This is a genomic window from Streptomyces sp. NPDC107581, assembly GCF_055657175.1.
This window is the reverse complement of the sequence record NZ_JBVKBH010000024.1, coordinates 47795-71598: the sequence shown is the minus strand read 5'-3', so window position 1 is coordinate 71598 and position 23804 is coordinate 47795. Positions and strand designations below refer to the sequence as shown.

The window sequence follows — 23804 nt, the reverse complement described above, 5'->3', positions numbered from 1 at the left end:
ACGCACAGGGGTCACACAGCGTCAGTCGACCCGCAGCAGCAGCACGGCCCGCGCCGGAACCGTGATCTCCGCACCGGCCGGGTGGACCGTGCCCGGGGTCTCGGCCTGGTCCTCGCGGGAGGTGTCGACCAGGACCTCGTAGCGCTCGGCCCACGGCGGCCCCGGCAGGACGAAGCCCGTCGGACGGTCGCCCGCGTGCAGTACCGCGAGGAAGCTGTCGTCCACCACCGGCGCGCCCCGCTCGTCGCGGCCCGGGATGTCCCGACCGGACAGATACATGCCAAGCGTGGCGGCGGGTGCGTACCAGTCGCCCTCGGTCATCTCCTCGCCCCGGGAGGTGAACCAGGCCAGGTCGCGCAGCCCGTCCGCCGAGTGGGCGCGCCCGGAGAAGAAGGCGCGGCGGCGCAGCACCGGGTGCCGGTGGCGCAGCTCGATCAGCCGCGCGGTCAGGTCGCACAGGGGACGCCAGGCCGGGTCGTCGAGCAGGGACCAGTCCAGCCAGCTGATCTCGTTGTCCTGGCAGTAGGCGTTGTTGTTGCCGCGCTGGGTGCGGCCGAGTTCGTCGCCGGCCACGAGCATGGGCACCCCGGTCGACAGCAGCAGGGTCGTCAGGAGGTTCCTGAGCTGCCGGCGCCGCACGGCACCCACCCGCTCGTCGTCCGTCTCGCCCTCCGCTCCGCAGTTCCAGGAGCGGTTGTCGTCGGTGCCGTCCCGGTTGTTCTCGCCGTTGGCCTCGTTGTGCTTGGTCTCGTACGACACCAGGTCGCGCAGGGTGAAGCCGTCGTGCGCGGTGACGAAGTTGACCGAGGCGTAGGGGCGGCGGCCGCCCCAGGCGTACAGGTCGCTGGAGCCGGACAGCCGGTAGCCCATCTCCCGTACGTCGGGCAGCGCATGGCGCCAGAAGTCGCGCACGGTGTTGCGGTAGCGGTCGTTCCACTCCGTCCACAGCGGCGGGAAGGCGCCCACCTGGTAGCCGCCCGAGCCGATGTCCCAGGGCTCGGCGATCAGCTTCACCCGGCGCAGCACCGGGTCCTGGGCGATGACCGCCAGAAACGGGGACAGCATGTCGACGTCGTGCATCGAGCGGGCGAGCGCCGCCGCCAGGTCGAAGCGGAAGCCGTCCACGCCCATCTCCGTCACCCAGTAGCGCAGCGAGTCCGTGATCAGGCGCAGCACCTGGGGCTGGACCACGTGCAGGGTGTTGCCGCAGCCGGTGTAGTCGGCGAAGCGGCGGGCGTCGTCCTGGAGACGGTAGTAGCCGCGGTTGTCGATGCCCTTCAGGGAGAGGGTGGGGCCCAGCTCGCCCGCCTCGGCGGTGTGGTTGTAGACCACGTCGAGGACGACCTCGATGCCGGCCGCGTGCAGCGCGCGGACCATCCGCTTGAACTCGCCGACCTGCTGCCCCGTCGTCCCGGAGGCCGCGTAGGCCGCGTGCGGGGCGAAATAGCCGATGGAGTTGTAGCCCCAGTAGTTCTTCAGCCCCCGGCGCAGCAGGTGGTCCTCGTGCGCGAACTGGTGCACCGGGAGCAGTTCCACGGCCGTGACGCCCAGCCGCACCAGGTGCTCGACGGCGGCCGGGTGCGCCAGCCCCGCGTAGGTGCCGCGCAGTTCCCCGGGGATGCCCGGGTGCAGCTTGGTGAAGCCGCGGACGTGCAGCTCGTAGATGACGGAGTCGGCCCACGGCGTCTTCGGCCGGCGGTCGTCCTCCCAGTCGTCGTCATCGTCGACGACGACACCCTTGGGGACGTGCGGCGCCGAGTCCCGGTCGTCGCGCACGGTGTCGGCGACCTGCTGCTGCGGCCAGTCCCGGACGTGCCCGTACACCTCGGGCGGCAGGCCGAACTCGCCGTCCACCGCGCGCGCGTACGGGTCCAGCAGCAGCTTCGCCGGGTTCCAGCGGGCGCCCACCCAGGGGTCCCAGCGGCCGTCCACCCGGTAGCCGTACCGCTGCCCGGGCATCACACCCGGTACGAAGCCGTGCCAGATCTCGTGCGTCAGTTCGGCCAGCGGAACCTGAGTCTCCCGGCCGCCTTCGTCGAACAGACACAGCCGGACCGCCTCCGCCCCGGCCGCCCACAGCGCGAAGTTGGTGCCCGCGACCCCGTCCGGGCCGACCCGGAACCGGGCCCCCAGCGGAGTCGGCGCACCCGGCCACGCCGGAGGGACGGGCGGCAGGGCGCGACGGGAGCCGCTGACCGCGGTGGCGGGGTGCCCGCTCCCGGTGGCCGGCTCCTCGGCCCGTGCCTGCTGCTCCGCTGCGCTCGTCACCTGTCGGCCCCTCTTTCAGTGGCTCGCCCCTGGGCGCAGCCGGCCGCGCCGAAGGGCCGGGGTGCCCTTGGGCATACCCGGCCGCCCGGTACGGCTGCGCCCCGACGGCTCCGACGCGGGCGCGGCGGCTCCCCTTCGCGTCGTCCTTCCCACAGTTCTGCCCAGCACTGGCGTCGCACTCACGTTTCCCCGGGGCGTGCCCGGTCGTTGAGCCCCGCGTGAGGCACGTACAAGGACGCGCACGCCGCGCGGGGGCCGCGCTGGCCGCGGTACTGACATGGGCGGGCCTGCTGGCCGGCTGCTCTTCGGCCGGCTCCGGCCCTCTGGACATCGACCGGGTCTTCGGCAAACCGCCGTCCCCCGAGGACGTCATCCGGGTGGCCCCGGACGACGGCAGCAAGGAGGTCAGGCCCGAGCAGCGGCTGCGGGTACGGGTGCCCGGCGGGCGCCTGGAGAAGGTGACCGTCGTCAAGTCCCAGGACGCCCAGGACTCCCCGGTCCCCGGGCACATCGCCGCCGACGGGCTGACCTGGGAACCGGACGCCGACCGGCTGGCGCTCGCCGCCAAGTACACCGTCGACGCGGTCGCGCTCGACGCCGATGGACACCGCTCGGCCCGGCACACCACCTTCACCACCTATGTCCCCGAGGAGCGGTTCATCGGCTACGTCACCCCCGAGAACCGCGCCACCGTCGGCACCGGCATGATCGTCTCCCTCTCCTTCAGCCGGGAGATCGCCCGGCGTGCCGCCGTCGAACGCGCCGTACGCGTCACCGCGAAGCCGCCCGTGGAGATCCGCCCGCACTGGTTCGGCGCCACCCGCCTGGACTTCCGCCCCGAGCGCTACTGGAAGCCCGGCACCGAGGTCACCGTCGACCTCGGCCTGAGGGACGTCGAGGGGGCGCCGGGCAGCTACGGCCTGCAGGACAAGACGTTCACCTTCACCGTCGGCCGCAGCCAGGTGTCCCTGGTGGACGCGGAGCGGCACATGATGGACGTGCGGCGCGACGGACAGCTGCTCGCCACCGTGCCGATCACCGCGGGCGCCCCGAAACACCCCACCTACAACGGGAAGATGGTGGTGATGGACATGCTCGAGGTCACCCGCATGAACAGCCGCACGGTCGGCTTCGGCGGCGAGTACGACATCCCCGACGTCCCGCACGCCATGCGGCTCACCGACTCCGGCACCTTCCTGCACGGCAACTACTGGTCACCGGAGGCCCCGGGACACGTCAACGTCAGTCACGGCTGTGTGGGCCTCCAGGACATCAAGGGCGGCAGCTCGGACACCCCGGCGGGCTGGTTCTTCGACCGCAGCCTGGTCGGGGACGTCGTGGAGGTCGTCAACAGCAAGGACAAAACCGTCGCTCCCGACAACGGCCTCGGAGGGTGGAACATGGCCTGGAAGGAGTGGAAAGCGGGCAGCGCGGTCAAGTAACCGGATGAGGGGCGGGGTTCTGGGCGACGGCGAGCGGTTGAATTTGCGACGGAACGGTGACATACGGCTGACGCCGCGCTCAAAACCCTGCGGTTAACATGCGCACACCAAATGTGGTGGGGAGCGGGCCTGACCTGGTCCGGCGAGGGGAGAGCAAGTTGAACGTGCGGCCGATATCGGGGGCGTCGGTGGGGGGACGGGGAAGCACGACCCCCATGAAGGGGGCGGGCCGCAAGGGCCTGGCGCTCATAGCCGGCGCCCTGCTGGTGACCCTCACCGCGTGCGGCGGCGGTGACTCCGGGTCCGGTTCCGGGGACGGGAAGGGCAAGGACTCCGGCACTCAGCAGGGCAAGCAGTCGACGGCTGCCGTGACCATCTCGCCCAAGTCCGGTGCCACGGGCGTCGACACCAGCGGCGCCCTGAAGGTGAACGTGGCCAAGGGCAAGCTGACCGAGGTCACCGTCAAGGACGAGAAGGGCGCGAAGGTCGGCGGCACCGTCACCGGCGGCGGTGCCTCCTGGACCCCGTCGACCCATCTGGCCGCCGCCACCAAGTACACGGTGCATGCGGTCGCCAAGGACTCCGAGGGCCGCGAGGCCGCCGAGGACTCCAGCTTCACCACGCTCACGCCGAAGAACACCTTCATCGGTGACTTCACTCCCGAGGACGGCTCCACCGTCGGTGTGGGCATGCCGTTCTCGGTCCACTTCACCCGGGGCATCACCGCCCCGGAGGCCGTCGAGAAGGCCATCAAGATCAAGACCGAACCGGCCGTCGACGTCGAGGGCCACTGGTTCGGCAACGACCGCCTGGACTTCCGCCCCGAGAAGTACTGGAAGTCCGGCACGAAGGTCACCGTCGACCTCGACCTGGACGGCGTCGAGGGCCGTCCCGGCGTCTACGGCAAGCAGCACAAGACGCTGACGTTCACCATCGGCCGCAACCAGGTCTCCTACGTGGACGCCAAGAAGCACACGATGAAGGTCACCCAGGACGGCAAGGTCATCAAGACCATCCCGGTCACCACCGGCAAGCCCGGCTACGACACCTGGAACGGCCAGATGGTCATGCGCGAGAAGCTCACGGTGACCCGCATGAACGGCGAGACCGTGGGCTACGGCGGCGAGTACGACATCAAGGACGTCCCGCACGCCATCCGCCTGACCGACTCCGGCACCTTCGTCCACGGCAACTACTGGGGCGGCGACGCCTTCGGCAACTACAACGCCAGCCACGGCTGCATCGGCCTGCGGGACGTGCGCGGCGGCTACGACAAGGACGTGCCGGCGGCCTGGTTCTTCAACCACTCGATGAGCGGCGACGTGGTGGTCGTCAAGAACTCCCACGACAGGACGGTGGCCCCGGACAACGGCCTCAACGGCTGGAACATGTCCTGGGCCGACTGGACGAAGTGAGCCCTCACCGACCCGGGCCCGGCGCCGTGACCCACGGCACCGGGCCCACTGCCGTCAGCGGCCGTGCCGTGCCTGCCCGGCCCCCCGGCCGGGTGTGACCGACCGCACCGGCTCAGTGGCCGTTAGTCCCCGTTAACCTGCTCTGCATGACCGTGAATCTCGAAGTCGCCGAGGGCGTCGGTACCCTGCGCCTGGACCGCCCGCCGATGAACGCGCTGGACGTCGCCACCCAGGACCGGCTGAAGGAGCTCGCCGAGGAGGCCACGCGCCGCGAAGACGTGCGCGCCGTGGTGATCTACGGCGGCGAGCGGGTGTTCGCGGCGGGCGCGGACATCAAGGAGATGCAGGCCATGGACCACACCGCGATGGTCCTGCGCGCCCGCGCCCTGCAGGACTCCTTCACCGCCGTGGCCCGCATCCCCAAGCCCGTCGTCGCGGCCGTCACCGGGTACGCGCTCGGCGGCGGCTGTGAACTGGCCCTGTGCGCGGACTACCGCATCGCCGGCGACAACGCCAAGCTGGGCCAGCCCGAGATCCTGCTCGGCCTGATCCCCGGCGCCGGCGGCACCCAGCGCCTGTCGCGGCTGATCGGCCCGTCCAAGGCCAAGGACCTGATCTTCACCGGCCGTCAGGTGAAGGCCGACGAGGCCCTCGCCCTCGGCCTGGTGGACCGGGTCGTCCCGGCCGCCGAGGTGTACGAGCAGGCGCACGCCTGGGCCGCGAAGCTCGCCCAGGGGCCGGCCCTCGCGCTGCGCGCGGCGAAGGAGTCGGTGGACACCGGACTGGAGACCGACCTCGACACCGGACTCGCCGTCGAACGGAACTGGTTCGCCGGTCTGTTCGCCACCGAGGACCGTGAGCGGGGCATGCGCAGCTTCGTGGAGGAAGGGCCGGGCAAGGCGAAGTTCCTGTGAACCCGTGAACCTCACCCGATGAACTTCCCCGGCGGTACGGTCAATTGACGTACCGTCCGACCCGGTTCCCTCGATGGGGCGGTTTATGGGAGCCTTAAGGCAACCTTAAGCCCGCCCCGTCGAGGGAGTCTGACGATTGCTCGGGAGCGAGCCGTCGCCGCAGGTCGACCCGGCTCTGCCGAGGCATGGCATGCCTTCCGCATATGCCGACGGGCCGGTGCTGAACGGGGGCGTACGGGGGGCGTATTCCTCCGGAACGGCCACGGAGGCGGCTCGGGGCGGCCATCATGGGGGCATGGCGGGGCTGGAGGGCATCGAACAGCCGCGGGGTCACAGCCGTGCGGCCGCGGCGCGCTGGTCGCCCGCGGTGGAGGACGAACGGGCGCTCAAGGCACTCGAACTGTTCGGCAACCCGACGGAGGCGGAGGTCCCGCTGCCGTCCCGCCCGGAGTCCGCGGCCGCCGCGCGCCGGCTGGCCCAGATCGTGGTCCTGCGTCACTGGGGGCTGAGCCCCAAGATGACCGAGGACGTGGTCCTGCTCGTCTCCGAACTCGTCGGCAACGCCGTACGCCACACCGGGGCCCGGGTCTTCGGTCTCAGGATGCGCCGCCGTCGCGGCTGGATCCGGGTCGAGGTCCGCGATCCCTCGCGCGGGCTGCCCTGTCTGATGCCGGTTCAGGAGATGGACGTCAGCGGCCGCGGCCTGTTCCTGGTGGACAAGCTCTCCGACCGCTGGGGCGTCGACCTGCTGCCGCGCGGCAAGACCAGCTGGTTCGAGATGCGGGTGGCCGACCGCTAGAGCCCGTCCAGCCGTTGGAGCCGTCCGTCAGAGCCTGTCTGCTGGAGTCCGTCCGCCGGATCCCGTGCGCTGGATCCCCTCCGCTGGAATCCGTCCGCCGGGTCCCTTCCGCTGGAATCCGTCCGCCGGGTCCCTTCCGCCGGAGGCCGTCCGCCGGGTCCCTTCCGCCGGAGGCCGTCCGCTGGATGCCGGCCGCCGGACCGGGGGCTGGAGCCGATGATGCCGGGACGACCCGAAATCGTCCCTCATTCGGGCTAATCGGCTGTTTTCTTACCTGTCACCCCTTAAATGGTGCGGGTGACCACGACCAACCGACGCGGGGTGCTGCGCGCGGGCGCCGGGCTCGTCGCCGGGGGCGCCCTCGCCGCCGGGTGCGGCACCGGCCAGGACGCGCCGTCCGACTCCGCGACCCACGCGACCCCCGGGTCCGACCCGCCCGCCCGCGCGTCCGGCCATCCCGCGGCCACGTCCCACCCGGCGCCCGCCCCCCGCGCCTACCCCGGGCAGCCCGCCCAGATCACCCACGGCCCGCGCACCCGCCCCCAGGTCGCCCTCACCTTCCACGGCCAGGGCGACCCCGACCTCGCCACGTCCCTGCTCGGCACGGCCGAACAGCAGGGCGCGCGGCTGACCGTGCTCGCCGTGGGCACCTGGCTGGACGAACATCCGGGCCTCGCCCGCCGCATCCTCGACGGCGGCCACGACCTCGGCAACCACACCCAGCGGCACATCTCCATCAACGCCATGGACGAGGTCGGGGCCCGCAAGGAGATCACCGACTGCGCGGACCGGCTGAAGCGGCTCACCGGATCGATCGGCACCTGGTTCCGCCCCTCCCGCTCCCCGACCGCCTCCGCGCTGGTCACCCGGCTGGCCCGGGCCACGGGCTACCCGCACGTGCTGTCGTACGACGTCGATTCGCTCGACTACACCCGTCCCGGTGCCGACGCCGTCACCCGCAAGGTTCTCGCCGAGGTGCGGGCCGGATCGGTGGTGAGCCTGCACTTCGGGTACCCGGACACGGTCGCCGCCCTCCCCGCCGTACTCCACGAACTCGACCGCCGCGGACTGCGCGCGGTCACCACCACGGAGCTGCTGAGCTGATGCATCCCACACATGCCGCCCGGCTGCTGGCCGCCGGAGCCGCCCTCACCGCCCTGGCACTGCTGTCCGCGTGCAGCGGCGGCGCCCAGCACCAGGAGAACCAGGCCCTGGGCAGCAAGGCGCCGGTCCCGCCGCAGGTGAAGAAGCAGCAGGTGAACGTGTTGCCCGGGATGCCCCCGGTGCTGGACCCGACCGACCTCTACACCGCCGACCGCCCGAACAGGCTCTCCCCCGTGGTCAAGGACTTCCCGTCCCGGGTGTACGTCCCCAACACCAACTCCGACACCGTCACCGTCATCGACCCGAAGACCTACCGGATCACCGAGACCATCCCGGTCGGCCGCCAGCCCCAGCACGTGGTGCCGTCCTGGGACCTGAAGACGCTGTGGGTCAACAACGACCTCGGCGACAGCCTCACCCCCATCGACCCGAGGACCGGCAAGGCCGGCAAGGCGGTCCCGGTGCACGACCCGTACAACCTCTACTTCACCCCCGACGGCAAGTACGCCGTCGTCATGGCCTCCAGGGACCGCCAGCTCGTGTTCCGGGACGCGCACACCATGAAGGTCGTCAAGTCCCTCCCGGTCAGCTGTGCCGGCGTCAACCACGCCGACTTCTCCCCGGACGGCCGGTACTTCATCGTCTCCTGCGAGTTCAGCGGGGAACTGCTCAAGGTCGACACGGCGAGGATGCAGGTCGTCGCGCAGCGGAAACTGCCGTTCCACGGCGCCATGCCGCAGGACGTCAAGATCTCCCCGGACGGCAAGCTGTTCTACATCGCCGACATGATGGCCAACGGACTGTGGATCCTGAACGGCGACAGCTTCTCCGAACCGGCGTTCCTCGCCACCGGCAAGGGCGCCCACGGGCTGTACATCAGCCGGGACTCCCGGGTGATGTACATCTCCAACCGGGGCGAGGGCACCATCTCCCTCTTCGACTTCGGCCAGAACCGGCTCACCGAGAAGTGGCACCTGCCCGGCGGCGGCAGCCCCGACATGGGCGGCGTCTCGTCCGACGGCAAGGTGCTGTGGCTGTCCGGCCGCTACAACTCCGAGGTGTACGCCATCGACACCGCCACCGGCAGGCAACTGGCCCGCATCAAGGTGGGCAGCGGCCCGCACGGCCTCGCCGTCTACCCGCAGCCCGGCCGCTACTCACTGGGGCACACCGGCATCTTCCGCTGAAGCAGCAGCTCCGAGCCCACCGGACGGTACCCGGCCGCCTGGAACGCCCGCAGACTGCGGGCGTTTCCCGGCGCGACCTGCGCCCACAGCGGCTCGTCCGCAAGCTGCCGGGCCGCCGTCACCAGCGCCCGGCCCAGCCCCCGGTGCCGTACCGTCTCGTCGACCTCGACGGACACCTCCAGCCGGCCGGCGACCCCGCGCCCGAGCACCAGCACGCCGCCGTCCGCCGTCCATGCCCGTACGTCCGTGCGCCGGCGGCGGGCGTAGGCGATCCGCGGACGGCCGGCGTCCACGATCTCCGTCAGCGCGGGCGGCGGCCCGCCGGGCAGCGGCCGGCCGACCAGGACCGCGTCGACGGTCTCGCACCCGCGGCCGGTCCGGGCCAGGAAGGCGGCCAGGAAGGCGGGGTGCATCGTCGCGGCGAGCGGATCGCAGTCCACCGCGTCGAGGGTGTCGTACACCCACTGCGGGTCCTCGTCCGTGAAGACGACGGAGTGCGCGGTGAAGGACATCACTCCGGCGTCCCGGCCGTCGTGCTGCGGCACCACCGTCGTACGGCCGTCCGCCGGCGGGAAGACCCCGCGCGCCGCCGCGTCGAGAATGTCCCGCAGGCTCTCCACAACGCGCTCCTTGAGTCTCCACCGACTGGAAGGCCCAGACTCGCAGACGTGATCGACGACGGCACCGGACTGGTACAACGCGGCCGACCGCGGCCCCGACACCCCGGCCGGTGCGTCGATGCTCTTCTTCCGGCGGCTGGTCGAGCCGGTCGGCGACGCCCGGGCGCGGGGGGTGGCCCCCGATTCGCCGGAGGCGGACGCCGTGCCGGCCGGGCTGCTCGGGGCGGACGCCGACCGGGCGGCCGTGCTGCGCCGCATCGACCTGGGCAACGAGGTGGCCCGCTACCGGGAGTTGGCGGCCGTGATCAAGGGAGAGGCGGAGCCCCCGAAGTACCAGGAGGAGTTCGGCTGGGTGGTCGCCGCACTCAAGGCTTGGCCGGGCCGTTAATCTGACCTGCGACAGTACGCCGGCACGGCATGAAGAACGCGAACAAAAGGGGCGGATCGGTGGCGGACATCGAGGAAGCACGCAAGCAGTTCCAGCGGATCGACGCGGACGGTGACGGTTTCATCACCGCCGCCGAGTTCAAGTCCGCTCTGGCCCAGGGCGGCGACTGGAACGTCACCGACACGGTCGCCGCGGCCATCATCAAGCAGCGGGACCTCAACGGCGACCAGGTCCTGTCGTTCGACGAGTTCTGGGCCTACCTGAACAAGTGACGCGACCGAAGGGGGTGCCCGTCCCGGTGGGGAGGGGCACCCCCTTCGTCATGACGTCCGCGACGTGATCAGGTCCTGACGTACGTGCACGACGTCATCGGGCGGGAGCCCGTCCGGCCCGCCGGGGCGACCCCACGCCGGGGCGGCCTCATACCGGCACGGCCCCGCGCCCGTCGGACCGGCACTGCGTCCGCCTGCCCGGCCCCGCATCCGCTCCCCGGCCCCGCATCCGCCCGCCCGGCCCCGAGCCCGCGCCCCCCACCCTGCGTCCGCCCGCCCGGTCCTGTGCCCCGCCCTGCCGCCCGCCCGCTCTCCCCGCAGACCTCGTCCGGGGCCGCGGCGTGCGGGCTCGAAAAGGGCTCACTCGTCTGCCGTAGCCGACGGAATAGTCCCGTTGCCCTCAAGGTTGTCGCCCGTGACGGAAGCATGCACATGCATCGATCCTGGAAGGGTCTGCCATGAAGATCGGCATCATCGGCGCGGGCAACATCGGCGGCAACCTCACCCGGCGGCTCACCGCCCTCGGCCACGACGTGTCCGTGGCCAACTCCCGAGGTCCCGAGACCCTCAAGGAGCTGACCGAGGAGACCGGCGCGACCGCGGTCCCGGCGGCCGAGGCCGCACGGGGCGCCCAGGTCGTCGTGGTCACCGTCCCGCTCGGGCGGGTTCCCGACCTGCCCTCCGGAGTGCTGGACGGCGCGGCCGAGGGCGTCGCCGTGATCGACACCGGGAACTACTACCCGCAGCGGGACAGCCGTATCGCCGGCATCGAGGACGAGGGCCTGACCGAGAGCCGCTGGACGGAACGGCACCTGGGCCACCCCGTGATCAAGGCCTTCAACGGCACCTACGCCCAGGACATCCTGGACCGTCACCGCCCGGCCGGCGACCCCGGGCGCATGGCGCTGCCGGTGGCCGGTGACGACGAGGCCGCCAAGCGGGCCGTCCGCGACCTCATCGACGAGCTGGGCTTCGACACGATCGACGCGGGCGGCATCGACGACTCCTGGCGCCAGCAGCCGGGCACCCCGGTGTACGGCCTGCAGGCAGGTGCCGAGGCGGTGCGCAAGGCCCTGGCGGAGGCCTCCCCGGAGCGGCCGGCGGACTTCCGCGGCTGACCGGTCGGTCACGGCTGACGGGCGGATGCCCGCCCCTCAGCTCCCGGCGGCCCACTCCCGCAGAGCGGCCTTGTCCGCGAAGTCGGCCACGTCCTTGTCGTGCGGGTCGCTGCTGTACTGGTGGAAGCGCCACTTGGCCTTGATGCGGGGCTTGCCCGCGCTCACGTAGTCGGCGATCCACAGGCCGTCGCCGGCGTAGGAGGTGACGTCCACGTTGAGCCAGTAGTCGCGGTTCGCGTAGAGCAGGACCTTGTTGTGCGGGCGCAGTTCCTTCACCGTCCGGATGAACAGGTCCTTCTCCGTGTTGCTGGCGTGCGTGCCGTCGCCGGTGGTCTCCCAGTCGACGGCGAGCAGGTCGCCCGCCTTCTCCGGGGCGTGCTGGACGAAGTACTGGGCCTGGGCGACCGTGTGCCCGGGCCACAGGAAGTGGTAGAAGCCGACGACGAGTCCGGCGTCGCGGCCGGTCTTGGTCTGGGCGGTGAGCCTCGGGTTGACGTACGAACGCCCCTCCGTCGCCTTGATGAAGACGAAGGAGAGGCCGCCCGTGTCGTACGACGTCGACTGGAACGCGCTGACGTCAATTCCGTGAATCATGGGGGGACTCCCTGGAGTGTCAGTGGGGTGACAGGAGTTGACTCATATATGCCCCACCCTGGCACGGGTGACCCCCTCGCGTGCCCGGAATGTCAGCCCCGGTTCGTCACCGAGCCCAGCACCGAGGCCGGCTTGGCGGACCAGTCGGAAGTGATGATGCTCGCGTGGTCCTTGGCCAGCAGAGCGAGCCGTGCGGCGACCTCGGCGTCCGTCGGATCGGTCGAGGAGATCGCCGGGGACACGCCGTCGGCGCCCGTCGTGATCAGGATGTAGTGGTTCGCGGAGTAGAACGAGGTGTCGTAGCCGCTGTTCACGTACGTCGCGGCGTCACCGTCGAAGAACACGAACCAGGGCCGGATCAAGGCGTCGTAACGGCTGGTGCGCGGGTCCGCGTTCGCCGCGCCGAGCACGGCCGGGAAGGCCTGCGCCTCGCCGATCCTGCCCGCCGCGTACAGGTCGCGCAGGTGGTCGCCGTACTCCTGGTCCGTCCAGTAGTGGTCGAAGGGGTTGGCCTGCTCCACCGTGCCCGGGATCAGTTCGAAGAGGAACTTGCCCTTGAGGGAGTCGCGGGAGGGCCAGGCGTCGGCCTTGGCCGCCGCGTCCAGGGAGGAGTACGTCCCGCCCAGCAGATCGGCCGGCTTGTAGACGCTGCTGCCGAGCTTCTGCGAGACCAGGGTGTCGAACTCGTCGGGGCCCATGCCCCCCTTGTCGTTGAAGCCGACCTTCATCTCGACCTTGAACACGATCGGGGGGTGGTCGGGGTGCAGCTGGTTCCAGGCCGCGATGTTGTCGAGGCAGCTGCCCAGGTCCTGGTTGCGGCTCTTGCTGTACAGGTCGCCCGGGGTCTTCGCGGCCTCGCAGTTGTTGTCGTTGCCGAGCGGGTTGCTGTGGCTGACCCGCCAGTGGTGGGTCAGGCTGTCCACGTACACGTCCAGCTCCAGCAGCGAGGCGCCGGAGTCCAGCGCCTGCGCGAAGTACGTGTACTTGGCCTTGTCGTACGCGTTGTGCGTGCCGATCGCCGTCGTCTCGGAGAACTTGGGCGACGCCGCCCGGGCGTTCGCCGGTATCACCGCCAGCAGAGCTGCGGCGCCCACGAGCGCCGCCAGCCGTCTCCCTACGCGCATGTCTCAATTCCCCTTTGCTGTAACCGAGTTGGCGGAAGCGTAGGGGGAAGCGGTTACCAGGTGGTAGCCCCAGGGGCAACATCAGCCTTCTCGCGCCGCCCTGTTGTGCGCGCAGGGTCCTCTGCTGTGCACAGCTCGGCCGTCGGGCCGTGAAGAACATGAGGCGCCCTGGCCGTCCGGGCGGCTACTCGGCGGTAGCTCGTCCCGACGGCCCCGGTGCGTGCCAAGAGTGCTGCGCACTTTTCGAAATATGCAGGTCAGATGCCGTTGTGTGGGAAGGGGGCGACCTTCTCGTCCGCACCGGGAATCTCCAGATTTCCGTCTTCTTCCCGGGCTGTGGCCACCTCGCGTTCATGAGGGCGTCGCCGGGGGACGGCTTGCTATGGGGCGAAGTTATATAGACAACTTTGCTCACCCGGGTGTCGTCACGGCGGTGCCCGGGGCGGAGAGGACCAACACCGTGTCATCCCTCTCACAGGCCGCCGCGTCCGGGAGCAGCATCACGATCGGCTCCGCGACGCCCCCGCAGCGCGGCGACAAACTGGCCTTCACCTGGGCGACCGACGCCCCCGACCCCAAGAACTGGATCGGCGTCTACCCCGCCGACCGGCTGCCCGCCAGCGGCAGCAGCTCCCTGGTGTGGGCGTACGTGCCCGGCGCCGCGGGGCAGACGACCCTCGACACCTCCGGCCTGAGCGGCGGGCCGTACATCGTCTACCTGCTGGCCAAGGACGGCTACGGCGTCCTCGCCAAGACCGAGCCGTTCAGCTTCGCGGGCGGCGGCACCCCCGTCGGCGACTCCGTCGAGCTCACCACCCCCGTCCCGCACGAGGGCGACAAGCTCTCCTTCCACTGGACGACGGACACACCCGACGCGAAGAACTGGATCGGTGTCTACGACGGCGACCGGCAGCCCGGGCACGGCTCCTCCCTCGCCTGGCAGTACACCCCCGGCACCTCCGGCGACATCACCATCGACACCTCCGGCCTGACCGGCGGGCCGTACACCGCCTACCTGCTGGCCAAGGACGGCTACGGCATCCTCGCCAGGACAAGCCCGTTCAGCTTCGCCGTGCGCCCCGTGGTCCCGCGCCCGCACGCGGTCGTGGACGCCGTCACCACCGGGGCGCAGACCGCGGGCACGGACTTCTCGCTGAAGCTGGGCGGCCTGTGGATCAGGCCCGAGGGCAACGACGCGGGCAGCGCGACCTTCCAGCGCGTCGGGGGCGACTCCTGGCTGGCGGTGGCCGCGGACGGCACGGTCAGCGGCAAGGCCCCGCTCTTCGCGCCCCGCAGACCCGGCCGGCTGGTGGCCGCCGTCACCGACAGCGCCGTCGGCAGCGACACCGTCACCGTCCAGGTGCCGGTGCGCACCTCGCGGGAGCGGCTGCGGCTGAAGGTGGCCACGCTGAACCTCTGGGACGCCGGCACCCACGTCGACGGCTTCCTGGAGAAGCAGCTGCGGCTGGTGCTCACCCAGGGCCTGGACGCCGTGGCGCTCCAGGAGTGCGGTGACAAGGGGGCCGAGAACCTCGCCGGGGCGCTCGGCTGGCACGTGCACCAGGCCGGCGGCCTCGGCATCGTGAGCCGCTACCCGCTCGGCGCCGTCGTCGCCCCGACCGCGGCGCTCCCTGCCGCGGCAGCCACCCTGCAGCTGCCCGGCGACCGCACGGTACGCCTGTGGACGGCCCAGCTGGACGAGGCCGACTACGGGCCCTACGCGCTGCCGGCGGGCCGGACGCCGGCGCAGGCCGAGGCGGCGGAGCAGGGGACGGCCCGCTACCGGCAGGTGCAGGCGCTGGTGGCGGCGCTGCGGCCGGAACTCGCCTCCCGCACCCCCGTCGTGCTGGCGGCCGGACTGGCCTCGCCGTCCCACCGCGACTGGACGAGCCGGACGGCGTCCGCGCACGGGGGAGCGGGCCGGGTCCGCTGGCCCGTCACCGAGGCGCTGGAGAAGGCAGGCCTCGCCGACGCCTTCCGGGAGGCCCACCCCGACCCGGTCAAGGCGCCCGGCACCACCTGGTCCCCCGTCAGGCCGCAGCGCGAGAGCGGCGGCGGGGCGGAGCCGCAGGACCGGATCGACCAGATCCAGTTCGCCGGCCGGCTCAAGGTGCTGGAGGCGCACAGCCTGTTCACCGGCTGGCCCCGGCCGGTCCCGGACACCGCCGCCAACGGCTGGCCCTCCGACCACGCCGCCGCCGTCGTCACCTTCTCGCTGCCCGCCCGCGGCTGACCGCGAACGATCCGAAGGACCTTCCTGTCATGACCGAGATCAGCCGCCGCACCTTCATCGGCACCACCGCGGCCGGAGCCGCCATAGCCGCCGGACTTCCCGGCACGGCGGAGGCCGCGGCGCGCGGCAGCCGCCAGGGCAGCGTCGACGACGTCAAGCACGTCGTCATCCTGATGCAGGAGAACCGCAGCTTCGACCACTACTTCGGCACCCTGAGCGGTGTCCGGGGCTTCGACGACCGGCAGGCCGCGGTCCTGTCGAACGGCGACTCGGTGTTCCGCCAGCCGGACCGGGGCCGCAAGGAGGGCCACCTCCTGCCCTTCCGCATGGACACCACCAAGTACAACGCGCAGAACGCGGCCGGCCTCCCGCACGACTGGGACACCGGCCACACGGCCGTCAACGGCGGCGCCATGGACAAGTGGGTGCAGGCCAAGGGCGAGCACACCATGGGCTACTTCACCCGCGAGGACATCCCCTACCAGTACGCGCTGGCCGACGCCTTCACCCTCTGCGACGGCTACCACTGCTCGCTGAACGGCCCCACCGACCCCAACCGCCTCTACCTGTGGACCGGCACCGCCGGCCCCGGCGTCGACGGCACCACCGGCCCGTGGACCGACAACACGCCCGTGACCGGCAACCCGGTCGCCGACTGGACGACGTACGCCGAACGCCTGGAGCAGGCCGGCATCACCTGGCGCGTCTACCACAACCCCGACGGCTCCGACGACCGTTACGGCGACTACGACGACAACGCGCTGTCGTACTTCAAGCAGTTCCACGAGTTCCCCAAGGACGACCCGCGCTACGTCAACGCCATGACGAAGTTCGACCTCACGGCGTTCGACAAGCACTGCAAGGACGGCACCCTGCCCACGGTCTCCTGGCTGGTGGCGCCCTACCTGTTCTGCGAGCACCCGAACGCGAGCCCCGACTACGGCGCCCACTGGGTCGACACCGCCCTGCAGTCGCTGTTCTCCAACCCCGACGTGTGGAAGCACACCGTCTTCCTGCTCATGTACGACGAGAACGACGGCTACTTCGACCACGTCGTCCCGCCGTCCCCGGAGCCCGGCACCAAGGACGAGTTCGCGAACGGCAAGCCCATCGGCCTGGGCAGCCGGGTGCCGCTGTGGGTCGTCTCGCCGTGGTCGCGCGGCGGCTGGGTCAACTCCCAGGTCTTCGACCACACGTCGGTGCTGCGCTTCCTGGAGCGGGTCACCGGTGTGCGCGAGCCCAACATCTCCGACTGGCGGCGCACCGTCTGCGGCGACCTCACCAGCTGCTTCGACTTCACCAAGCCCGACTACAGCATCCCCGCGCTGCCCGACACGGTCGCCCTGATGGCCAAGGCGGACGCCGGCAGCTCACTGCCCGCGGTCAAGGTGCCGGACCAGCAGTCCATGCCCGCGCAGGAGGAGGGCCGCCGGCCGCACCGCGCGCTGCCCTACCGGCCCTGGGCCGATGTGAAGGTCGACCGGGGCACCGGCAAGGTCACCTGCACCCTCACCAACGACGGCAGCGTCGGCTACCACTTCACCGTGCTGCCGAACGTCGCCCTGCCCTTCACGGGCACGCCGTTCACCGTCCCGCCGCGCTCGTCCCGCGCCTATGTGTGGGACGCCGCCGGCACCGACGGCCGCTACGACTTCTCCGTGTACGGGGCCGACGGGTTCGTCCGCCGCTTCTCCGGCACGGTCGTCCGCACGGGCCAGGACGACGTGGCCGTGCCGTCGGTCAAGGCGGCCCTTCGGTCCCCCGGGCGGCCGGAGCACGCCACGGTGGAGCTGGAGCTGCACAACGGCGGTGGCACGGAAGTGGCGTTCACGATCACGCCGAACGACTTCGCCGGCAAGGAGCGGACCGTGTGGGTCGGGGCCGGCGACCGCACCCGCCTGACGTGGCCCACCGACGAGGGGCGCTACGACGTCACGGTCACCGCGGGCACCGGCACCCGGTTCGCCCAGCGGTACGCGGGTACCGTGCACGCCGGCTGACACCCCGCAGGGCGGGACCGGACACCGGCGCCGACCGGCCCGGCCCCGCCCTGCGGCCGTGCTCCCGCCCCCCTGGCCCCGCCCTGCGGCCGTGCTCCCGCCCCCCTGGGCCCGCCCGGTGGCCGGGTTCCCGTCCTCGGCTACCCGCGCAGCAGCGTGGTGAGCAGCGGGAGGAAGTGTTCGAACGGCGGGGTGACGGCGTCGGGGTCCTTCGCCTCGTCGTCCCAGCGGCGGACGGCGACGGCGTCCGCCGCACCCGGCAGGGCCGCGAACTCGGCCGCCTGCTCCTGGCTCAGCACGCCGCCCTGCACCTCCAGCGTGTACTTCGACGCCTCGGACAGCCGGTCGTGGTACTCCGGCTCCACGGCGCACAGATAGCGCTTGGCCGCCACGTGCAGCCGCACCGGCTCGGTGACCTCGGGCCCGAACCAGCGGCCCAGCAGATCGGCGCCGCTGTGGCTGTGCCGGTTGTCCGTGCCGTCCATCAGCTCCCGCCCGGTGACGACGTCTCCGGCGACGTGCCCGACATCGTGCAGCAGCGCGGCGGCCACCAGGTGCGGCGGGGCGCCGGCCGCCTCGGCGAGGGCTCCGGCCTGCAGCATGTGCTGGGCCATGGACACGGGCTCGCCCAGGTACTCCGCCGACCCCGCCCCGGCGAACAGCTCCGCCAGCGGCGCCAGGGTGTCCGCGCGCCGCAGCACCGCCAGCGTGCTCGCCAGCCCGTCCAGATCGGCGTAGCAGCCCTGGAGGTGACGCGCCCCGTCCTGGGCGAACGCGGTGCGGGCGTGCAGCAGCCGGGTGTTGTCGAACACCAGACAGTCGCCCGGTGTGAGGCGCAGGTCCGCCTGCAGCTCCGGACGGAGCAGCAGCTCCGCGAAGGTGCGGTAGGCCGTGTAGAACGACTCCAGTTCGTCGGCGGGCAGCCGCAGGGTGCCGATCGACCGGTTGTTGAACCGCACCTCGCGCACGCGGCCCAGGGGGTCGGTGCCGATCAGCGGGCGGTCGGCACGCAGTTCGGTCCCGGCGTCCCGGAAGACGAACGGCACGGGCGTACGGCTGAGGACCTCGAACGCCTCCGGGTCCTCCCGGCGCAGCAGCGCGGCCGCGCCGAAGCCGTCGACCAGGCCGGAGTCGCCGCCGTCCGCGTCGTTGACCAGGCAGTGCAGCAGCTGGAGGGTGGGCACGGGGTCGCGGTACGGGTTGTCGGTGTGCGGGGTGATGGCGGCCGAGGTGAAGGCGAGGTTGTTCGGGTCGGGCTCGACCCGCACGTCGAAGAGCTTCCCGTAGTTGGTCTCGCGGACGAAGCCGAAGGTCTCCGCCACCGCGAGCACCTGGCCCTCGCGCCGCGGCACCCCGCGCAGCACCATGAAGCCCAGCCGCAGCACGGACTCCAGCATCCGCGCCCGTACGACCGGTTCGCCCAGGTACTCCTCCCAGCCCGCCTCCGGCAGCCGACCGGCGAGGTCCCGCGCCGTCCACAGCTCCTTCGCGTCCTCGGCGCGCGGGTCCCGGTGCCCCGGCCCGCCCGGCCGGTTGGCCTCGAGCCAGGCCCTCGGGTAGACCGAGCGGTGCCCGTCGGGAGCCCAGACCACCTCGACGTCGGACGCTCCGGTGCCGCTCACCGTGTCGGCCCGCAGCCCGGCGGGCAGGGAGCCGATCTGGAACAGCTTCTGCCCGGAGCGCGGATCGCGGCACCGGGCACACGGGCAGTTGTCACGGAGCCATATCGCCGGCAGGTCACCGACCGGAAAGCTTGGCAGGGCGGACACACTCACTCCTCGGGGCAAAGTTGTACAGACAACTTCCCCGACCGTCACAGGCGGACACGTCCGGCGGGTGACCCGCGGGAGGCGCCGGGGCGAACCCCGCGCCCCGTCCGGCCGCGCGCACGGGACGGCGTGCCCGAGGCCCTCAGCACTCGATGATGTTCACCGCAAGACCGCCCCGGGCCGTCTCCTTGTACTTGACGCTCATGTCCGCGCCGGTGTCCTTCATCGTCTTGATGACCTTGTCCAGGGACACCTTGTGCGAGCCGTCGCCGCGCATCGCCATCTTCGCGGCCGTGACCGCCTTCACCGCGGCCATGCCGTTGCGCTCGATGCAGGGGATCTGGACCAGGCCGCCGACGGGGTCGCAGGTCAGGCCGAGGTTGTGTTCCATGCCGATCTCGGCCGCGTTCTCCACCTGCTCGGGGGAGCCGCCGAGCACCTCGGCGAGGGCACCGGCGGCCATGGAGCAGGCGGAGCCGACCTCGCCCTGGCAGCCGACCTCGGCGCCGGAGATGGAGGCGTTCTCCTTGAAGAGCATGCCGATGGCGCCGGCGGCCAGCAGGAACCGCACGATGCCGTCCTCGTCGGCGCCGGGCACGAAGTTGATGTAGTAGTGCAGGACCGCCGGGATGATGCCCGCCGCGCCGTTCGTGGGGGCGGTGACCACACGGCCGCCGGCCGCGTTCTCCTCGTTCACGGCCATCGCGTAGAGCGTGATCCACTCCATCGCGTGCGCCAGCGGATCACCCTCGGCGCGCAGCTGGCGGGCCGAGACGGCCGCGCGGCGGCGGACCTTCAGACCGCCGGGCAGGATGCCCTCGCGGGACATGCCGCGCGAGACGCAGGCCTGCATCACCCGCCAGATCTCCAGCAGGCCCGCCCGGATCTCCTCCTCGGTGCGCCAGGCCCGCTCGTTCTCCAGCATGAGGGAGGAGATCGACAGGCCCGTCTCCTTCGTCAGGCGCAGCAGCTCGTCGCCCGTGCGGAAGGGGTACTTCAGGACCGTGTCGTCCAGCTTGATGCGGTCGGCGCCGACCGCGTCCTCGTCGACGACGAAGCCGCCGCCGACCGAGTAGTACGTCTTGGAGAGCAGTTCCGTGCCCGCGGTGTCGTACGCCCATATCGTCATGCCGTTGGCGTGGTACGGCAGGGCCTTGCGGCGGTGCAGGACCAGGTCGTCGTCGAAGGAGAAGGGGATCTCGTGCTCGCCGAGCAGCGAGATCCGGCCCGTGCTCCTGATCCCCTCCACCCGCTCGTCGGCCGTCTCCACGTTCACCGTGCGCGGCGAGGCGCCCTCCAGGCCGAGCAGCACCGCCTTCGGGGTGCCGTGGCCGTGACCGGTCGCGCCGAGCGAGCCGTACAGCTCGCAGCGGACGGACGCGACCTTCTCCAGGAGGCCTTCGTTGCGCAGCCGGCGGGAGAACATGCGCGCCGCACGCATCGGGCCGACCGTGTGGGAGCTGGACGGGCCGATGCCGATCGAGAACAGGTCGAAGACCGAGATGGCCACGGGAACTCCTCAATACGGGGGTGGTGCTGGGGTGGGGCGGGGTGGTGCCGGGGTGGGGCACCGCGCGCGCTGTTCCTCCAGTGTGCGCGGTGCCCCGTAAAAGGTGACTTACTTGTTCAGACCCGGGTACAGCGGGTGCTTGTCGGCCAGGGCCTTCACCCGGGCCTTCAGGGCCTCCGCCTCGGCCTCACCGAAGGGCGAGGGCGCCGTGAGCGTCTCGGCGATCACGTCCGCGACCTCGGCGAAGTCCTCGGCGGTGAAGCCGCGGGTCGCGAGGGCGGGCGTGCCGATCCGCAGGCCCGAGGTGACCATCGGGGGGCGCGGGTCGTTCGGGACGGCGTTGCGGTTGACCGTGATGCCGACCTCGTGGAGACGGTCCTCGGCCTGCTGCCCGTCCAGCTCGGACTCGCGCAGGTCGACCAGGATCAGGTGCACGTCCGTGCCGCCGGACAGGACGTTCACGCCGGCCGCGCGGGCGTCGGCGGCGGTCAGCCGCTCGGCGAGGATCCGCGCGCCCTCCACCGTACGGCGCTGGCGCTCCTTGAAGTCCTCGCTCGCCGCGACCTTGAAGGAGACCGCCTTGGCCGCGATCACGTGCTCCAGGGGGCCGCCCTGGAAGCCCGGGAAGACGGACGAGTTCAGCTTCTTCGCGAAGTCCTTCTTCGCGAGGATGATGCCGCCGCGCGGGCCGCCCAGCGTCTTGTGGGTGGTGGAGGTGACGACGTGCGCGTGCTCCACCGGGTTCGGGTGCAGACCCGCCGCGACCAGGCCCGCGAAGTGCGCCATGTCGACCCACAGGTACGCCTCGACCTCGTCGGCGATCCGGCGGAACTCGGCGAAGTCCAGCTGCCGCGGGTACGCCGACCAGCCCGCGATGATCACCTTCGGGCGGTGCTCCTTGGCGAGCCGCTCGACCTCGGCCATGTCGACCAGGCCGGCGTCGTCCACGTGGTAGGCGACCACGTTGAACTGCTTGCCGGAGAAGTTCAGCCGCATCCCGTGGGTCAGGTGGCCGCCGTGCGCCAGGTCCAGGCCGAGGATGGTGTCCCCGGGCTGGGCCAGCGCGAACAGCGCGGCCTGGTTCGCGGAGGCGCCGGAGTGGGGCTGCACATTGGCGTACTCGGCGCCGAACAGCTCCTTGATCCGGTCGATGGCGATCTGCTCGGCGACGTCGACGTGCTCGCAGCCGCCGTAGTAGCGGCGGCCAGGGTAGCCCTCGGCGTACTTGTTGGTGAGGACCGAGCCCTGGGCCTCCATCACCGCGAGCGGCGCGAAGTTCTCGGAGGCGATCATCTCCAGCGTGGACTGCTGGCGGTGCAGCTCGGCGTCGACCGCGGCGGCGATCTCCGGGTCCAGCTCGTGCAGGGGCGTGTTCAGGACAGTCATACGGCTACGACTCCTCAGCCGGCGTTCTGGGCGGTGTACTCGTCGGCGGAGAGCAGCTCGGCCGGCTCCTCGGTGACGCGAACCTTGAACAGCCAGCCGCCCTCGAAGGGGGCGGAGTTCACCAGCGACGGGTCGTCGACGACGTCCTGGTTGGCCTCGACGATCTCACCGGTGACCGGGGAGTACAGGTCGGAGACCGACTTGGTCGACTCCAGCTCGCCGCAGGTCTCGCCCGCGGTCACCGTGTCGCCGACCTCGGGGAGCTGGGCGTAGACCACATCGCCGAGCGCGTTGGCCGCGAACTCGGTGATGCCGACCGTCGCGACGCCGTTCTCGTCGGCGGCCGACAGCCACTCGTGCTCCTTGCTGTAGCGCAGCTGCTGGGGGTTGCTCATGGCCTGAATTCTCCTGTACGCGCGGGAGTGCTGATGAAAGGGGATGAAGGGGAGACCGCTGGACCTGCTGGTGAGCAGGTGAAATGTGCGCAGCGTCACGTACTCGGTACGGACCGCGCCCAGTGTCTACTTCTGGCGCTTGTAGAAGGGCAGCGCCACGACCTCGTGCGGCTCGTGGCTGCCCCGGATGTCCACGCCGACGCCCTCGGTGCCCGGCGCCGCGTGCGCGGCGTCGACGTAGGCCATGGCGATCGGCTTGCCCAGGGTGGGGGAGGGGGCACCGGAGGTGACCTCGCCGATGACCTGGCCCGCCACGACGACGGGGAACCCGGCGCGCGGCACCCGGCGGCCCTCGGCGATCAGTCCGACGAGTACCCGCGGCGGGTTCTGCTCGGCCCTGGCGGCGGCCTCGGTGAGCGCCTCGCGGCCCACGAAGTCGCCCTCCTTCTCGAACTTCACCACCCGGCCGAGCCCGGCGTCGAAGGGAGTGAGCGAGGTGGTCAGCTCGTGCCCGTACAGCGGCATGCCCGCCTCCAGGCGCAGGGTGTCCCGGCAGGACAGACCGCACGGCACCAGGCCGACGCCCTCGCCGGCCCCGGTCAGCGCCTGCCACAGCTCGACGGCGTGCTCCGGCTTCACGAACAGCTCGAAGCCGTCCTCGCCGGTGTAGCCGGTGCGCGCGATCAGCGCGGGGACGCCGGCGACCGTGCCGGGCAGGCCCGCGTAGTACTTGAGACCGTCCAGGTCGGCGTCGGTGAGGGACTTCAGGATGCCGGGGGACTCGGGGCCCTGGACCGCGATCAGCGCATAGGCGTCACGGTCGTCGCGGACCTCGGCGTCGAAGCCGGCGGCGCGCTCGCTCAGCGCGTCCAGCACCACCTGGGCGTTGGAGGCGTTGGCCACGACCATGTACTCGGTCTCGCCCAGCCGGTAGACGATCAGGTCGTCCAGGATGCCGCCGTCGGCCTGGCAGATCATGGTGTAGCGGGCGCGGCCGACGCCGACGGAGGCGATGTTGCCGACCAGGGCGTGGTTCAGCAGGGCGGCCGCCTGCGGTCCGGTCACGGTGATCTCGCCCATGTGGGAGAGGTCGAAGAGACCGGCCCTGGTCCTGACGGCCAGGTGCTCGTCGCGTTCGGAGCCGTAGCGCAGGGGCATGTCCCAGCCGGCGAAGTCGGTCATCGTCGCACCGAGCGAGCGATGCAGCGCGTCCAGCGCGGTGTGGCGCAGCTCAGTGGGTTCGGTACTGCTCATCGGTCGGTCGTC

The 23804-nt window shown here is 71.5% G+C and carries 20 protein-coding genes; 11 read left to right on the top strand and 9 right to left on the bottom strand.

Features of this window, described 5'->3' with window-relative positions; translation table 11 throughout:
* Positions 1-21: 21 nt before the first annotated feature.
* On the bottom strand, positions 22-2268 hold the full coding sequence (gene glgX / locus ACZ7P3_RS39450; protein WP_472089280.1) for a glycogen debranching protein GlgX: 2247 nt from the start codon (positions 2266-2268) through the stop codon (positions 22-24).
* A 218-nt stretch (positions 2269-2486) separates the two neighbouring features.
* On the opposite strand from glgX, the gene ACZ7P3_RS39445 reads away from it, so the two are divergent.
* The 6 genes from ACZ7P3_RS39445 (at position 2487) to ACZ7P3_RS39420 (ending at position 9129) form a co-directional block, all read left to right on the top strand.
* Positions 2487-3710 carry a L,D-transpeptidase gene (locus ACZ7P3_RS39445; protein WP_472089279.1) on the top strand — a complete coding sequence of 408 codons (1224 nt, stop codon included), beginning with the start codon at positions 2487-2489 and terminating at the stop codon, positions 3708-3710.
* Between the two features lie 215 nt (positions 3711-3925).
* Entirely contained in the window at positions 3926-5125 is a 1200-nt protein-coding gene (locus ACZ7P3_RS39440; RefSeq protein ID WP_472089277.1) for a L,D-transpeptidase, read from the top strand.
* A gap of 146 nt (positions 5126-5271) precedes the next feature.
* The gene (locus ACZ7P3_RS39435) at positions 5272-6039 is read left to right on the top strand and encodes an enoyl-CoA hydratase/isomerase family protein (protein WP_472089276.1); all 768 of its coding nucleotides are present in this window, start codon (positions 5272-5274) and stop codon (positions 6037-6039) included.
* 190 nt (positions 6040-6229) lie between these two features.
* Positions 6230-6838 carry an ATP-binding protein gene (locus ACZ7P3_RS39430; RefSeq protein WP_472089274.1) on the top strand — a complete coding sequence of 203 codons (609 nt, stop codon included), beginning with the start codon at positions 6230-6232 and terminating at the stop codon, positions 6836-6838.
* 288 nt (positions 6839-7126) lie between these two features.
* Positions 7127-7942: a polysaccharide deacetylase family protein gene (locus ACZ7P3_RS39425; RefSeq protein WP_472089272.1), complete on the top strand. Its 816-nt coding sequence runs from the start codon at positions 7127-7129 to the stop codon at positions 7940-7942.
* Positions 7942-9129, top strand: a complete 1188-nt coding sequence (locus ACZ7P3_RS39420) for a YncE family protein (RefSeq protein WP_472089270.1) — start codon at positions 7942-7944, stop codon at positions 9127-9129. The genes ACZ7P3_RS39425 and ACZ7P3_RS39420 overlap by 1 nt, the downstream gene beginning before the upstream one ends.
* Here ACZ7P3_RS39420 and ACZ7P3_RS39415 read toward each other — a convergent pair.
* Positions 9096-9749 (bottom strand): GNAT family N-acetyltransferase, encoded by a 654-nt coding sequence (locus ACZ7P3_RS39415; RefSeq protein WP_472089269.1) that lies wholly within the window; start codon positions 9747-9749, stop codon positions 9096-9098. The two genes, ACZ7P3_RS39420 and ACZ7P3_RS39415, sit on opposite strands and share 34 nt — an antisense overlap.
* Before the next feature lie 118 nt (positions 9750-9867).
* On the opposite strand from ACZ7P3_RS39415, the gene ACZ7P3_RS39410 reads away from it, so the two are divergent.
* From ACZ7P3_RS39410 to ACZ7P3_RS39400, 3 genes are all read left to right on the top strand, one after another.
* Positions 9868-10137: a hypothetical protein gene (locus tag ACZ7P3_RS39410; RefSeq protein ID WP_472089267.1), complete on the top strand. Its 270-nt coding sequence runs from the start codon at positions 9868-9870 to the stop codon at positions 10135-10137.
* Positions 10138-10196: 59 nt separating this feature from the next.
* Entirely contained in the window at positions 10197-10409 is a 213-nt protein-coding gene (locus tag ACZ7P3_RS39405) for an EF-hand domain-containing protein (protein ID WP_472089316.1), read from the top strand.
* A 443-nt stretch (positions 10410-10852) separates the two neighbouring features.
* A complete protein-coding gene (locus tag ACZ7P3_RS39400) occupies positions 10853-11527 on the top strand; it encodes an NADPH-dependent F420 reductase (protein WP_472089314.1) in 675 nt (224 codons plus the stop codon).
* A 36-nt stretch (positions 11528-11563) separates the two neighbouring features.
* Here the strand turns inward: ACZ7P3_RS39400 and ACZ7P3_RS39395 are convergent, their stop codons facing one another.
* Together ACZ7P3_RS39395 and ACZ7P3_RS39390 are read right to left on the bottom strand one after the other, a co-directional pair.
* Positions 11564-12121 carry a GH25 family lysozyme gene (locus ACZ7P3_RS39395; RefSeq protein WP_472089265.1) on the bottom strand — a complete coding sequence of 186 codons (558 nt, stop codon included), beginning with the start codon at positions 12119-12121 and terminating at the stop codon, positions 11564-11566.
* 92 nt (positions 12122-12213) lie between these two features.
* A complete protein-coding gene (locus ACZ7P3_RS39390; RefSeq protein WP_472089263.1) occupies positions 12214-13245 on the bottom strand; it encodes a phosphatidylinositol-specific phospholipase C domain-containing protein in 1032 nt (343 codons plus the stop codon).
* 460 nt (positions 13246-13705) lie between these two features.
* Here ACZ7P3_RS39390 and ACZ7P3_RS39385 point away from each other — a divergent pair, with 460 nt between their 5' ends.
* Both ACZ7P3_RS39385 and ACZ7P3_RS39380 read left to right on the top strand, forming a co-directional pair.
* Positions 13706-15478: an endonuclease/exonuclease/phosphatase family protein gene (locus ACZ7P3_RS39385; RefSeq protein WP_472089261.1), complete on the top strand. Its 1773-nt coding sequence runs from the start codon at positions 13706-13708 to the stop codon at positions 15476-15478.
* Positions 15479-15507: 29 nt separating this feature from the next.
* Complete coding sequence (locus ACZ7P3_RS39380) at positions 15508-17478, top strand: phosphocholine-specific phospholipase C (protein ID WP_472089260.1); 1971 nt, start codon at positions 15508-15510, stop codon at positions 17476-17478.
* Positions 17479-17618: 140 nt separating this feature from the next.
* On the opposite strand, the gene tmpA is transcribed toward ACZ7P3_RS39380, so the two are convergent.
* The 5 genes from tmpA to gcvT all read right to left on the bottom strand — a co-directional run bounded on the left by tmpA (position 17619) and on the right by gcvT (position 23792).
* Positions 17619-19247 carry a 2-trimethylaminoethylphosphonate dioxygenase gene (gene tmpA, locus ACZ7P3_RS39375; RefSeq protein WP_472089259.1) on the bottom strand — a complete coding sequence of 543 codons (1629 nt, stop codon included), beginning with the start codon at positions 19245-19247 and terminating at the stop codon, positions 17619-17621.
* A 142-nt stretch (positions 19248-19389) separates the two neighbouring features.
* The gene (locus tag ACZ7P3_RS39370; RefSeq protein ID WP_472089257.1) at positions 19390-20757 is read right to left on the bottom strand and encodes an L-serine ammonia-lyase; all 1368 of its coding nucleotides are present in this window, start codon (positions 20755-20757) and stop codon (positions 19390-19392) included.
* 108 nt (positions 20758-20865) lie between these two features.
* Entirely contained in the window at positions 20866-22143 is a 1278-nt protein-coding gene (glyA, locus tag ACZ7P3_RS39365; protein ID WP_472089255.1) for a serine hydroxymethyltransferase, read from the bottom strand.
* Positions 22144-22157: 14 nt separating this feature from the next.
* Positions 22158-22538: a glycine cleavage system protein GcvH gene (gene gcvH / locus ACZ7P3_RS39360; RefSeq protein ID WP_472089253.1), complete on the bottom strand. Its 381-nt coding sequence runs from the start codon at positions 22536-22538 to the stop codon at positions 22158-22160.
* A gap of 126 nt (positions 22539-22664) precedes the next feature.
* Positions 22665-23792 carry a glycine cleavage system aminomethyltransferase GcvT gene (gene gcvT / locus ACZ7P3_RS39355; RefSeq protein WP_472089252.1) on the bottom strand — a complete coding sequence of 376 codons (1128 nt, stop codon included), beginning with the start codon at positions 23790-23792 and terminating at the stop codon, positions 22665-22667.
* Positions 23793-23804 lie beyond the last annotated feature (12 nt).

Bases quoted from the DNA above. Each gene is read 5' to 3' on its own strand.
- ACZ7P3_RS39430 (WP_472089274.1), top strand. From the start codon at position 6,230: ATGCCTTCCGCATATGCCGACGGGCCGGTGCTGAACGGGGGCGTACGG.
- ACZ7P3_RS39410 (WP_472089267.1), top strand. From the start codon at position 9,868: ATGCTCTTCTTCCGGCGGCTGGTCGAGCCGGTCGGCGACGCCCGGGCG.
- ACZ7P3_RS39420 (WP_472089270.1), top strand. From the start codon at position 7,942: ATGCATCCCACACATGCCGCCCGGCTGCTGGCCGCCGGAGCCGCCCTC.
- ACZ7P3_RS39435 (WP_472089276.1), top strand. From the start codon at position 5,272: ATGACCGTGAATCTCGAAGTCGCCGAGGGCGTCGGTACCCTGCGCCTG.
- gcvT (WP_472089252.1), bottom strand. From the start codon at position 23,792: ATGAGCAGTACCGAACCCACTGAGCTGCGCCACACCGCGCTGGACGCG.
- ACZ7P3_RS39440 (WP_472089277.1), top strand. From the start codon at position 3,926: ATGAAGGGGGCGGGCCGCAAGGGCCTGGCGCTCATAGCCGGCGCCCTG.
- gcvH (WP_472089253.1), bottom strand. From the start codon at position 22,538: ATGAGCAACCCCCAGCAGCTGCGCTACAGCAAGGAGCACGAGTGGCTG.
- ACZ7P3_RS39425 (WP_472089272.1), top strand. From the start codon at position 7,127: ATGGTGCGGGTGACCACGACCAACCGACGCGGGGTGCTGCGCGCGGGC.
- glyA (WP_472089255.1), bottom strand. From the start codon at position 22,143: ATGACTGTCCTGAACACGCCCCTGCACGAGCTGGACCCGGAGATCGCC.
- ACZ7P3_RS39390 (WP_472089263.1), bottom strand. From the start codon at position 13,245: ATGCGCGTAGGGAGACGGCTGGCGGCGCTCGTGGGCGCCGCAGCTCTG.
- ACZ7P3_RS39395 (WP_472089265.1), bottom strand. From the start codon at position 12,121: ATGATTCACGGAATTGACGTCAGCGCGTTCCAGTCGACGTCGTACGAC.
- ACZ7P3_RS39380 (WP_472089260.1), top strand. From the start codon at position 15,508: ATGACCGAGATCAGCCGCCGCACCTTCATCGGCACCACCGCGGCCGGA.